Source organism: Thalassolituus oleivorans MIL-1 (assembly GCF_000355675.1).
GTDB classification, from domain to species: domain Bacteria; phylum Pseudomonadota; class Gammaproteobacteria; order Pseudomonadales; family Oceanobacteraceae; genus Thalassolituus; species Thalassolituus oleivorans.
Window position 1 is genome coordinate 438899 of record NC_020888.1, and the last position, 14831, is coordinate 453729.

General features: G+C 46.6%; 2 protein-coding genes. Both read left to right on the forward strand.

Going from position 1 to position 14831, the window contains the following annotated elements; all coding sequences use genetic code 11:
• Window positions 1–11: 11 nt before the first annotated feature.
• Window positions 12–7313: a GLUG motif-containing protein gene (locus TOL_RS18065; RefSeq protein ID WP_015485577.1), complete on the forward strand. Its 7302-nt coding sequence runs from the start codon at window positions 12–14 to the stop codon at window positions 7311–7313.
• Between the two features lie 404 nt (window positions 7314–7717).
• Window positions 7718–14821 (forward strand): GLUG motif-containing protein, encoded by a 7104-nt coding sequence (locus tag TOL_RS01915; RefSeq protein WP_015485578.1) that lies wholly within the window; start codon window positions 7718–7720, stop codon window positions 14819–14821.
• The last annotated feature ends 10 nt before the right edge of the window (window positions 14822–14831 follow it).

A 14831-nucleotide genomic window follows, 5' to 3' on the forward strand; every position in this document is an offset into this window, starting at 1 on the left:
GTTACCCAGCTATGGCCATTACACCATTCCGCCTACTTATGCCGATGATTCTCGGCTGCCTAATTATGCCTTCGGCCTTCGCTGAAAGTGGCCGTGCCGACTACGATCTAGACGACGACGGCCTGATTGAAATCAACAGCCTCGCCGACCTCGACGAAATCCGAAATAACCTAGATGGCACAAGCCTGTACGGTGATAGCACCGGCTGCCCAGTGGACGGTTGTATTGGTTTTGAATTAACCACCATGCTGGACTTTGATACCAACGCTGATGGTGTGATGGATACGAATGACGCGTATTGGAATGGTGGAGATGGCTGGATGCCAATCGGTAGTTCCTCAACGCCATTTACCACCACCTTCGACGGTAACGGGCATCAAATTCGCAATTTATATATCAATCGCACCAGTACATATTATGTTGGATTATTTGGCTTTATTTCAGGCGAATCCGCTCAGCTTCGCAATATCGGATTAACCGGCAAGCTGATGAAAGTGCAGGGGTATTACTATGTTGGTGGGCTTGTTGGTTATGCTAAAAACGAGGCAATTATAGAACAGAGTTATGTCACCGGCGCGGTGACCGGTGATTATTATGTCGGCGGCTTGGCTGGCTATCTATCGAGTAGTCGCGCCCTTAATAACAGTTTCGCGACGGGCGCGGTGACCGGTGATTATTATGTCGGCGGCTTAGCTGGCTATCTATCGAGCAGTAGCGCCATTAACAACAGTTTTGCCAGCGGTGCGGTGACGGGTAATTCTTCTGTCGGCGGTCTGGTTGGCTATAGTTTTAGCTCTGTCATAACCAACAGTTATTGGGCGGTTGATACAACCGGTATCAGCAGTACCTCGACATCGGCGGCCAGCCTAGCCGAACTGCAGTGTCCTGTTAGTGGCAACGATACAAGCTGCGTGACAGATAAAACGCTTTATGCTGAATGGGATAGTGGTGTATGGGACTTCGGCACCAATGTGCAACTACCCGGCTTGATTTTGAGTGGCACCACCTATCGTGATAGCGATAGTGATGGCTTGCTAGACGAGGATGATGCCTTCCCGAATAATCATGCGGCATCGTGGGATGGCGATAATGATGGTCATCCTGATATGTGGACGATTGGCTGCGATGCCAATTGTATGTCAAACAGTGGTCTAACTCTTGATCAGCTTCCCAGTAATCCGGCTGCTTGGCAGGATGAGGACTTAGATGGTTACCCCGAAAGCTGGGCGGATAGTTGCGACAGTAATTGTCAAAATACATCAGACCTAACGCTTGATCGTTATCCTAATGATAGCGATAACGACGGTATTAATAATAGTGAAGATACCGATGATAACAACGATGGCATAACAGATGCTGATGCTGATTCTGATGGCTTGATTGATGTGTCTAGTCTAGTACAACTTAATGCAATTCGTTACAACCTAGCGGGTACAGGTCGAACTTTAATCGAAGGCGACGAAACGGATAATTCTGGTTGTCCTATTGTGCTTTTTGAAGGTCTGCTTCAATCGCATTGTATTGGGTACGAGTTAACTAGCAATCTAGATTTCGATACCAACGGCGATGGCGTGATGGATGATAAGGATGACTATTGGAATGACGGTAAAGGGTGGGAGTCAATTGGTAGTTCTTCAATACCATATACCAGCACTTTCGATGGCAGAGGTCATCAAATCCGTAACTTGTATATCAACGGCAGCAGTATCAGTTATGTCGGATTGTTTGGAGTTATCTATGGCTCAAAAGCCGTGATTCGAAATACAGGACTAACTGGTGCTTTGATGAATATTATTGGCCGCGATTCTGTGGGGGGATTGGTTGGTTCTGCCTCAAATAGCGCAAGAATAGAGCAAAGTTACTTCAGCGGCTTAGTCACCGGTAAGGGCAGGCATATTGGTGGATTAGTTGGAGAGTTATCTTTAGGGTCAATGATGAGCAACTGTTTTGTTACGGGTGTTGTGAACGGTTCTGCTAATGTCGGTGGTTTAGCTGGGTCTTTATATAATGTTTCTTCTATTTCGAATTCTTTTTCTACTGCTTTAATAACGGCCATAGATAGCGATGCTGGGAGCCTAGTGGGCTACAGCTATGATAGTAATATAACTAACAGCTATTGGGCTATCGACACTACTGGCCAAATAATTAGTAGTGAAGTGTCAGTAGTAGACCACAACTCCGGTGCTACTCTTTCCGAATTACAATGCCCAATATCAAGCGATAATATCGATGACTGTGTTGCTAGTAATTCGCTGTATACCGCTTGGGGAGAGTCTCTGTGGGATTTCGGTACTTCTACGCAATTACCCGGTTTAATTCTCGATGGAATAGTTTACAGGGACAGTGATGGCGATGGTTTTTTAGATAATGATGAGGCTTTTCCTAATGAATATGCCGCTTCATATGATAGCGATGAGGATGGCCATCCTGATGCCTGGACGCTTGGGTGTGATGCTGAATGTATTGCACGTAGTACCTTAACGCTGGATCAGTATCCTAGTAATGCCGCTGTTTGGCAGGATGAAGATCTCGATGGTTATCCCGATAGTTGGTCGGATGGCTGCGACAGCAGTTGCCAAAATGCATCTGGGCTAACGTTAGATAGTCATCCTAACGATATCGATAATGATGGTATTAATGACAGCGAAGATAACGATGATAATAATGACGGCATCGTAGATGCGGATGCAGACTCTAACGGTTTAATTGAGATATCCAGCCTCGAACAGCTAAGTGCAATACGTTACAACCTTGCTGGAACAGGTCGTACGCTCGCTAAAGGCTATGAAACAGATTCGTCCGGTTGTCCTGCTGCTATTTATCAGGGTATTTTGCAGCTCCATTGCAAGGGCTATGAGCTAACTACTGATCTTGATTTCGACACTAATGCCGACGGTGCTATTGATGAGAATGATTCCTACTGGAATAGTAACAAAGGGTGGGTGCCTATCGGGTGGGAGCGCCGTAGCCATTCAGCATCGAAATTCACGGCTATATTCGATGGTAATGGGCATCAAATTCGTAATCTTTATATAAACTTGGGCTTCGATTCTTACGATGTCGGCTTGTTTTCTTATATCTCCGGCGCAAATGCTGTGATTAGAAATATTGGACTGACCGGCGGTTTAATGAGTGTTTCTGGCTTTGGTTATGTAGGTGGTTTAGTCGGTTCTGTTGATAACAATGCAAGTATTGAGCAGAGCTATAGTACAGGGGGGGTATCGGGCGATTTTCAAGTTGGTGGCTTGGTTGGAAAATTAATTTCTGGTTCAACAATGACTAATAGCTTTGCAACTGCTGCTGTGAGCGGTGGTAATAATGTCGGAGGTTTGGTTGGTTATACTAAATCAAGTGCAATCACAAATTCATTCTCAACGGGCTCAGTTATTGCGAGTAATGGTAATGCGGGAGGATTAGTTGGGTATAGCTATAACAGCATTGCGATTACCAGCAGTTATTGGGTTAATGATACGTCAGGTCAGCTAAATAGTTTTGACGATTCAAAATTCGAGAACTACTTCGCCGCCACGCTAGCCGAATTACAATGCCCAACATCAAGCGATAACACCAACGACTGTGTTGTTAGTAATACGTTGTATACCAATTGGGATGAAGCTGTGTGGGATTTTGGTTCTTCTATTCAGTTACCTGGATTAATACTTGATGGAATTGTATATCGGGACAGTGATGGCGATGGTTTTCTGGATGAAGATGATTCTTTCCCATATAGCCATGCGGGGTCTATCGATGATGATAGTGATGGCTATCCCGATGCATGGGCGGCGGACTGTGATACGACCTGTATTGAAAACAGTGGTTTGATACTGGATCAGTTCCCGGCGATCGCGGGGGCAGGGCCAGACACTGACTTGGATGGTTATCCCGATGTGTGGGCGACGAGCTGTGATGCCAATTGCCAAGCAGCGACGGGTCTAACGCTTGATAGTTACCTTGATGATACGGATAACGACGGTATCAATAATAGCGACGACACCGACGATAATAATGATGGCATCATCGATGCCGACGCTGATTCTGATGGCTTGATTGATATCTCGAGTCTCGAACAGCTCAATGCGATTCGTTACAACCTAGCCGGCACTGGCCGTACCCTTGTTGACGGTGGTGATAGTGACAGCTCTGGTTGCCCTGCCACAGTTATTGATGGCGTGATGCAATTAGTGTGTATTGGTTATGAATTAACCACCAACCTTGATTTTGATAGCAACGCCGATGGTGTAATGGATGCGAATGACGCGTATTGGAATGGCGGTGAAGGTTGGATGCCAATCGGTAGCTCTTCAGTGCCATTTACCAGCATCTTCGATGGTAACGGTCATCAAATTCGTAACTTATACATCGATCGCAGCAACACTGATTATATTGGATTGTTTGGGGCTATCTCAGGTGAATCTGCCCAGCTGCGTAATATCGGGTTAACCGGCGAGTTGATGCAAGTGTTGGGAGATGACTACGTTGGTGGGCTTTCGGGTTATGCCAAGAACGCGGCAATGATAGAGCAGAGTTACGTTACCGGTGCGGTGACCGGTGATTGGTATGTGGGCGGCTTAGTTGGCTATCTCAATGCTAGTGTCATTAACAACAGTTACGTCACCGGCGCGGTGACTGGTGATTATTATGTGGGCGGTTTGACTGGTGGGAGCTATAATGCTAGCGCTATTAACAACAGTTTTGCCAGTGGTGCGGTGACGGGTAATTCTTTTGTTGGCGGCCTAGTTGGCTACTCATCTAGTAGTACCATTAATAGTAGTTTCGCTACTGGGGCGGTGATAGGTGATTCTTATGTGGGCGGTTTGACTGGCTATAGTAATAGCACAGTTACCAACAGCCATTGGGCTACCGATACCACAGGCCAGCTAAATAGCGATGGAGAATCGGAATTCGATAACTACTTCGGTGCTACGCTAGCAGAATTACAATGCCCAATGTCTAGCGATAATACGGACGACTGTGTCATTAGTAATACGCTATATGCCGGATGGGATAGCAGCGTTTGGGATTTCGGCACTAACACGCAACTTCCCGGCTTAATGTTGAGTGGCACTACCTATCGTGATAGCGATGGTGATGGCTCGCTCGATGGCGACGATGTCTATCCAAACAACCGCGCGGCGTCTTGGGATAGTGATCACGACGGGTATGCTGATGCATGGACCATTGGCTGCGATGCGAGCTGTATCGCAAACAGTGGGTTAACACTGGACCATTTCCCTGCCACTGCGGCCGCCTGGCAAGACACCGACCTGGATGGTTATCCGGATGCGTGGGCTGCGGGCTGCGATGCGACCTGTATCGCAAACAGTGGGTTAACACTGGATCAATTCCCGACAACTGCGGCCGCTTGGCAAGATACCGATCTGGATGGCTATCCCGATGCGTGGGCGGCGGACTGTGATATGACCTGTATCGCAAACAGTGGGTTAACACTGGACCATTTCCCTGCCACTGCGGCCGCCTGGCAAGACACCGACCTGGATGGTTATCCGGATGCATGGGCGCTTGATTGTGATGCTACCTGCATTGAAAACAGTGGGTTAACACTGGATCAATTCCCGACAACTGCGGCCGCTTGGCAAGATACCGATCTGGATGGTTATCCGGATGTGTGGGCGGCGGACTGTGATACGACCTGTATTGAAAACAGTGGTTTGATACTGGATCAGTTCCCAGCGATCGCGGGGGCAGGGCCAGACACTGACTTAGATGGTTATCCCGATGTGTGGGGGACGAGCTGTGATGCCAATTGCCAAGCAGCGACGGGTCTCACACTTGATCGTTACCTTGATGATACGGATAACGACGGTATCAATAATAGCGACGACACCGACGATAATAATGATGGCATCACCGATGCGGATGCGGACTCTGATGGCTTGATTGATGTCTCCAGTCTCGAACAGCTCAATGCAATTCGCTACAACCTAATGGGCACTGGTCGTACTTTAATAGAAGGCGAGGAAACGGATAGCTCTGGCTGCCCTGCAGTTATACTTGACGGCGTGCTTCAAAATCATTGCTGGGGTTATGAGTTAATCAATACCTTGGATTTTGATACTAATGCCGATGGCGTTATTGATGCGAATGATGCGTATTGGAATGAGGGATATGGGTGGGAGTCGATTGGTACCGATTATGACACACCATTTACCAGCACCTTCGATGGTAACGGGCATCAAATTCGTAACTTGTATATCAATCGCAGCAACACTGATTATATTGGATTGTTTGGGGCTATCTCAGGTGAATCTGCCCAGCTGCGTAATATCGGATTAACCGGCGAGCTGATGCAAGTGCTGGGAGATTACTACGTTGGTGGGCTTTCGGGTTATGCCAAGAACGCGGCAATGATAGAGCAGAGTTACGTTATTGGCGTCGTTACAGGGTATCGGTATGTGGGCGGCTTGGCTGGCTATCTATCGAGTAGCGTCATTAATAACAGTTACGTCACCGGCGCGGTGATGGGTAATTCTTCTGTTGGCGGCCTAGTTGGCTACTTCTCTAGTAGTACCATTAATAGTAGTTTCGCTACTGGTGCGGTGACGGGTAATTCTTCTGTCGGCGGTTTGGCTGGTTATAGCAATAGCTATGTAATCACCAACAGCCATTGGGCTACCGATACCACAGGCCAGCTAAATAGCGATGGAGAATCGGAATTCGATAACTACTTCGGTGCTACGCTAGCTGAATTACAATGCCCAACATCCAGTGATAATACCGACGACTGTGTCATTAGTAATACGCTTTATGCCGGATGGGATAGCAGCGTTTGGGATTTCGGTACCTCTACGCAATTACCCGGTTTAATCATTAATGGAATTGTTTATCGCGATGAAGACGGTAATGGCAGCCTTGATGAAAACCAAGCGCCGACGGTGACTCTAACCTTAAAGCAAGACGGTTATGTGGTGTCTGACATTACCGCGGGTGATGGTGATGTCACGTTAGAAGCAACAATAACTGACCCTGATGCAAGTGATCGCCATACATTAAGCTGGACGTATGACGGAATCACAGTCATGAGCGAAACCGACACTGGCGTTACGTTTAAGTCGGATAATTTAGTGGCGGGCGAATACACGGTTTCTGTCGTTGTGACAGATAATCGCTACTCACCATTAAGTGCTAAAGCGGAAATTACATTCACCGTTTATTCGGCTTATGTTCCTGAGCCAGCTCCTGAAAATACCTCTTCAGGTAAAAAAGGCGGTGGCGGTGCATTAGGCTTAATCTGGCTGATGCTGTGTGGCGGATTGGTGTATGCACGTCAGCGCCGTGTGGTGTTTGCGGGTTAAGCTTTTAACACGTGTTTTAGCTAGATCTTAAATCGAAGCCAGAATAGATTCTGGCTTCGATTTTTTATATGCAATATTTAATGAGAAAATAATTAGCCGCCACACTGACGTAGCGGTGCGTGTTCTATATAATTGCGCTGGTTTAAGAAGCCCAGATTTACAGCTTTTGGTATCGTCAGATATCTAAGAGCACCAAGGATGATGATTTTTCGAATGGAATTCGCTCAGCCGCAGAGATGCTGGCTACTTTCCTCGCGTTAATTCGACATCCTCAGTATTTGAAAATCAGACATCGAGTTCTAGCACATTGATATTCGCTAGCAATCAGTAACTCGCTGATATGTGTATTAGCATGGCCACTCATTTAAATGGTCATGAAACTGTTAAAAGGATGTTACCCAGCTATGGCCATCACACCGCTCCGCCTACTTATGCCGATGATTCTCGGTTGCCTCATTGTGCCTTCGGCCTTCGCTGAAAGTGGCCGTGCCGACTATGACCTTGACGACGACGGCTTGATTGAAATCAATAGCCTCGCCGACCTCAATGAAATTAGAAATAACCTAGATGGCACAAGCCTGTACGGTGATAGCACCGGCTGCCCAATGGACGGTTGTATTGGTTTTGAATTAACCACCACGCTGGACTTTGATACCAATGCCGATGGTGTCATGGATGCGAATGATGCGTATTGGAATGAGGGAGCTGGCTGGATGCCAATCTCTAGCTCCTCAACACCATTTACCACCACCTTTGATGGTAACGGGCATCAAATTCGTAACTTGTATATCAATCGCAGCAACACTGATTATATTGGATTGTTTGCGGCTATCTCAGGTGAATCTGCCCAGCTGCGTAATATCGGATTAACCGGCGAGCTGATGCAAGTGCTGGGAGATTACTACGTTGGTGGGCTTGTGGGCTATGCCGGTAGCTCTGCAACGATTAGTCAAAGCTATGTCAGCGGAATTATTACTGGCGACAGATACGTAGGCGGCTTAGCAGGGACCCTCGACACTAATAGCACTATTAGAAACAGCTTTGCCACAGGTACAGTCAGTGGCAATGTCCGTATTGGAGGACTGGCTGGGTATCTAAACGGTAGTTCCATCGTCAATAGTTTTGCCGCAGGCTATGTGCGAGGAGTCGGTTACTATGGAGGTATAGGGGGGGCGGTGTTTTTTGGCTCCTTTATCGAAAATAGTTATTCAATCGTTGCCGTGAATGGAACAGACATTGATAGCTTCTCAATTAAAGCAACTACTTTAGTTGAACTCCAATGTCCAGTCGGCGCTAGTAATACTAGCTGCATTGCCGATAAAGTGCTCTATGCCGAATGGGATAACAATGTCTGGGATTTTGGTACAAGTAATCAGCTTCCCGGTTTGATTCTAGAAGGCATTACCTATAGAGACAGTGATGGCGATGGTTCGCTGGATAGCGACGATGCATTTGCAAATAATTTTGCAGCGTCTTTGGATAGGGACAATGATGGTCATCCTGATATATGGACAATAGGTTGTGATGCTAATTGTATTTCAAACAGTGGTCTAACTCTTGATCAGTTCCCCAGTAATCCGGCCGTTTGGCAGGATGAAGATTTAGATGGCTACCCAGATAGCTGGATAGATAGCTGCGGTACGAGTTGCCAAGCAGCATCAGGCCTAGCACTCGATAGCTATCCTAACGATACCGATAACGACGGTATCAATAATAGCGAAGACACCGACGATAATAACGACGGTATCACTGATGCTGATGCTGATTCTGATGGATTGATTGATATATCGAGTCTCGAACAACTCGACGCGATTCGTTATAACCTAGTGGGTACTGGCCGCACTTTAAGCGAAGGTGAGCAAACGGATAGTTCTGGTTGTCCACCAGTGATACTTGATGGAGTGCTTCAGTTGCATTGCTCTGGGTATGAACTCACCAATAATTTAGACTTTGATACCAACGCCGATGATACGATGGATGAGCGCGATGCTTATTGGAACGATGGTGAAGGCTGGGAGCCAATAGGTAATTCTACTTCACCTTTTGAAGCAATATTTGATGGTAAAGGTTATCAAATACTTAACCTTTATATAAAAAGTGGTTCAGATACAGGGCTATTTGGCGCTATTGAAGGCGTGAATGCAAATCTTCGTAATATAGGCCTCACTGGGCCGCTGATGAACGTGGAAGGTTACGATAATGTTGGTGGGTTAGTGGGTTTTGCATTGGTTGGCTCAAGTATTAACGAGTGCTACTCGACAGGAGAGATTACAGGGAGGGATAACGTAGGTGGACTGGTAGGAAATTTAGATTACTCAGCTATAAATAATAGTTTTGCTACTGGAAATGTTACTGCCAATGGGTATGTTGGTAGCTTGCTTGGTTCTTTACATGATTCTTCTGTAAATAACAGTTTTGCCACAGGTCGAGTTTATGCAAAATCAATTAGCGGTATCGGCGGACTGATTGGTTATTTCCCTTTCGACAATGACATTCTTAATAGCCACTGGGCAACCGATACTACTGGCCAACTCAATAGCGCGGGAGAATCGGAGTTTGATAACTACTTCGGTGCCACGTTGGCGGAATTACAATGCCCAACGGCTCGCGATAATGCGGACGACTGTGTTATTAGTAATACGCTGTATGCCGGATGGGATAGCAGTGTTTGGGATTTTGGTAGCAATACAGAACTACCGGGTTTGATTCTCGATGGCGTAGTTTATCGTGATAGTGACGGTGATGGATCTCTTGATGGCGATGATGCTTTTCCGAATATCTGGGCTGCGACTATAGATGCTGACCGTGATGGTTACCCTGATGCTTGGAACATAAACTGTGATACCGAGTGCTTGGAAACGAGTGGGTTAACACTAGATCAATTCCCGACGACGTCTGCTGCTTGGGAAGATAAAGATATAGATGGCGACCCCGATAGCTGGGCTCCTGATTGCGATATTAGTTGCCAAAATGACTCTGGTTTGACGCTAGATATTTTCCCTAACGATATTGATAACGATGGTATTAATAACACGGACGATAACGATGATAATAACGACGGTATCATGGATGCGGATGCAGATTCTGATGGCTTGATTGATATCTCTAGTCTTGAACAGTTCAACGCGATTCGTTACAACCTAGCGGGCACTGGTCGTACTTTAATTGAAGGTGAAGAAACGGATAGCTCTGGCTGCCCTGCAGTTATACTTGCCGGCGTGCTTCAACATCATTGCTGGGGTTATGAGTTAATCAATACCTTGGATTTTGATACCAATACCGATGGCGTAATTGATGAGAATGACGCCTATTGGAATGAAGGCGATGGGTGGGAGCCGATTGGTACTTCATCATCTTTATCGTTTCAAGCAATCTTTGATGGCAATGGCTATCAAATTCGCAATTTATATATTAATCGCAGCAGCACAAATTACGTTGGATTATTTGGATATATCTCGGGTGAATCTGCTCAGCTACGCAATATCGGATTAACCGGCGAGATGATGCGTGTTGTGGGGAATGACTACGTTGGTGGGCTAGTGGGCTATGCCAAGAACGCCGCAAGGATAGAGCAGAGTTACGTCACCGGAGTGGTGATCGGTGATGATTATGTGGGCGGTTTATTGGGATCCCTCTCCATTTATGGCGTCATAAGTGAAAGCTTTGCTACAGGTAAAGTGAGTGGCTCTACTTACGTTGGTGGTTTAGTCGGGCATTTATCTCGGTCAGAACTAACTAATAGCTTTGCCTCAGGTAGTGTTGAGGGCAATGGCGGGGTCGGTGGTTTGGTGGCGTATTTCGATTACTTCTCTACCCTAGAGAATAGCTTCGCCGTTGGACACGTTGCTGGCGTAAGCTACGGTATAGGTGGTCTACTTGGATATAGCAACAGTACAACTATCAACAGCCATTGGGCTACCGACACCACAGGCCAACTAAATAGCGAGAGAGAATCAGAGCTCGACAACTACTTCGGTTCCACGTTAGCAGAATTACAGTGCCCGACGTCCAGTGATAATAAAGATGACTGTGTCATTAGTAATACGCTTTATGCTGGATGGGATAGTAGTATTTGGAATTTCGGTACCTCTACGCAATTACCTGGTTTAATCATTAATGGAATTATTTATAGGGATGGCGATGGCGATGGCTTGTTGGATGAGGATGATGCATTCCCATACAACCATGCGGCGTCTAGCGATGATGACAGTGATGGCTATGCGGATGTTTGGACGATTGGCTGCGATGACAATTGTATTTCAAGCAGCGGGCTAACACTTGATCAGTTCCCTAGTGATTCAGCTGCTTGGCAGGATGAGGACTTAGATGGTTATCCCGACAGTTGGACAGATGGCTGCGATGCTAATTGCCAAGCAACGTCAGGTCTAACGCTTGATAGCTATCCTAACGATACCGATAACGACGGTATCAATAATAGCGATGACACCGACGATAATGACGACGGCATTACTGATGCGGATGCGGACTCTAATGGCTTGATTGATATTTCGAGTCTCGAACAGCTCAATGCGATTCGTTACAACCTCGCTGGCACTGGTCGTACTTCAATTGAAGGAGCGGAGACTGATAGTTCGGGCTGCCCTGCAGTGATATTGGATGGCGTGCTTCAATTGCATTGCTCTGGGTATGAGTTAACCAATATCTTGGATTTCGACACCAATGCTGATGGCGTAATGGATGAGAATGACGTGTATTGGAATGACGGGGAGGGATGGGTGCCGGTAGGTGATTATGATTTGCCATATACAGCAGTCTTTGACGGCAACGGCTATCAAATCCGCAACTTATACATTAATCGTCCCAGTACCAATGGCGTAGGACTATTTGGATATGTTTCTGAAAAAACGGCTGAGCTACGTAATATTGGATTAACCGGCGAGCTAATGCGTGCTATTGGTGGAAACAATACTGCTGGGCTTGTAGGGGTTGCCTACCGGGGGGCGACGATTAGTCGAAGCTATACAACGGGAGATGTTGCTGGCGGTGAAAACGTAGGTGGATTAGCTGGGAACCTATCCCAAAACAATACAACCATTAACAGTTTTGCTTCAGGAACTGTCAGCGGCTCCAGTTATGTCGGAGGACTTGCTGGGCGTATATCATCTAGTACTAATCTAACCAACAGCTTTGCCACCGGAAGAGTCAATGCTGCTAGTCGATCTAGTGGTGGTTTAGTCGGTGAAATAGCAAATAAAAGCGCAATTTCTAATAGTTTTGCAACTGGTTCAGTTACCTCGAGTGAAAGTCTCGTAGGGGGCCTCGTTGGTTATATGTATGGCGATAGCACTATTACCGACAGCCATTGGTCTACCGACACTACCGGCCAACCTAATAGTGCTTTGGAATCGGAATTCGACAACTACTTCGGTGCCACACTGGCTGAATTACAATGCCCAACGTCTAGCGATAATACGGACGACTGTGTCATTAGTAATACGCTTTATGCTGGATGGGATAGCAGCATTTGGGATTTCGGTACGTCTACGCAATTGCCTGGCTTAATCATTAATGGGATTCTCTATAGAGATAGTGATGGTGATAGCTTACTGGATGAAGATGATGCATTCCCCAATAAATATGCGGCGTCTAGCGATGCCGATGGTGATGGCTATGCGGATACTTGGACGATTGGCTGCGATGCCAATTGTATTAATAACAGCGGTCTAACACTTGATCAGTTCCTGGGTAACTCGGCTGCTTGGCAGGATGAGGATCTCGATGGTTATCCCGATAGTTGGGCGGAGGGTTGTGATTCCAGCTGCCAAAACTCGTCTGGCCTAGCACTTGACGACTTCCTGAATGATACTGATAACGACGGTATTAGTAATAGCGACGACACCGACGATAATAACGACGGCATCATGGATGCGGATGCCGATTCTGATGGCTTGATTGAGGTTTCCACACTCGAACAGCTTAATGCTATTCGTTACAACCTAGCGGGTACTGGTCGTACTTCAAGTGAAGGTGAGGAAATTGATAGTTCAGGTTGCCCTGCTGTAATACTCGCTGGTGTGCTTCAGTTGCAGTGCTCTGGGTATGAACTCACCAATAACTTGGATTTTGATACCAATGCCGATGGGCGTATGAGTGCGAATGACACGTACTGGAACGGCGAGGAAGGTTGGTTGCCAATCGGCACGTCCTCGCTGTTCCCGTTTAAAGCAATCTTTGATGGCAACGGCTATCAAGTTCGAAACTTGTATATCAATCGTAGCCGCACCGATTACGTAGGACTATTTGGATATATTTCAGGAAAATCCGCTGAGCTACGCAATATCGAATTAACAGGCGAATTGACGCGTGTTGTTGGTGATGACTATGTTGGAGGGCTTGTGGGTCATGCCAATAACGTTGAAACGATCAGTCAAAGCTACGTTACTGGTGCTGTTACCGGCGATAGGTACGTAGGCGGTTCAGTGGGGCGTCTTTCTGCTAATAGTGCAATCACTAACAGCTTTTTCACGGGTGTAGTGAGTGGCTCTGATTACGTAGGGGGATTAGTTGGGTATTTATCTGAGCGGTCTAGTATTAGCAGCAGTTTTGCTATAAGCGAAGTTATTGGGGATGAGGACGTTGGCGGCTTAGTTGGGGGAGGCGAAGGGCAAGTTTCTATTTCTGACTCTTTTGCAACCGGTGCCGTAAGTGCTTTGTATTCTGTTGGTGCTCTTCTGGGGAGTATTGAAGGTGAATCCGTAATAACCAGATCATTCGCCTCGGGGTTTGTGACAGCAACCGATAGTTATGGTGGAGGCCTAGTTGGTAATGGAGATACCGATACCGTAATTACTAACAGCCATTGGGCTACCGACACTACCCGCCAACCTAATAGTGCTTTGGAATCGGAATTCGACAACTACTTCGGTGCCACACTGGCTGAATTACAATGTCCAACGTCTAGCGATAATAAAGACGACTGTGCCATTAGTAATACGCTTTATGCTGGATGGGATAGCAGTGTTTGGGATTTCGGTACTTTTGAGCAGCTACCGGGTTTAAGAATAGATGGCGTGGTGTATCGGGACATAGATGGTAATGGCAGTCTAGATAGCAATTTACCGCCCTCAGTTCATTTAGTTTTGCTGCAGAATGGCGAGCAGGTTTCTGATATTACACTCGGTGCTGGTGATGTCACACTCGAAGCAATCGTTGCAGATGCCGATGTAAACGATACACACACGTTAACCTGGGCTCTTGGTAGTATTACGGTTATGAGCGAGTCCGCAACTAGCGTTAGTTTCAGTTCTGATGAGCTTGTTCTTGGTAATTATACTGTTTCAGTTAAAGTGGCTGATAGCGGTGATCCTTCACTGAGCGATAAAGCGGAAATTACGTTCACCGTTTATTCGGCTTATGTTCCTGAGCCAGCTCCTGAAAATACCTCTTCAGGTAAAAAAGGCGGTGGCGGTGCATTAGGCTTAATCTGGCTGATGCTGTGTGGCGGCTTGGTGTATACACGTCAGCGCCGTGTGGTGTTTGCGGGTTAAGCTTTTAACA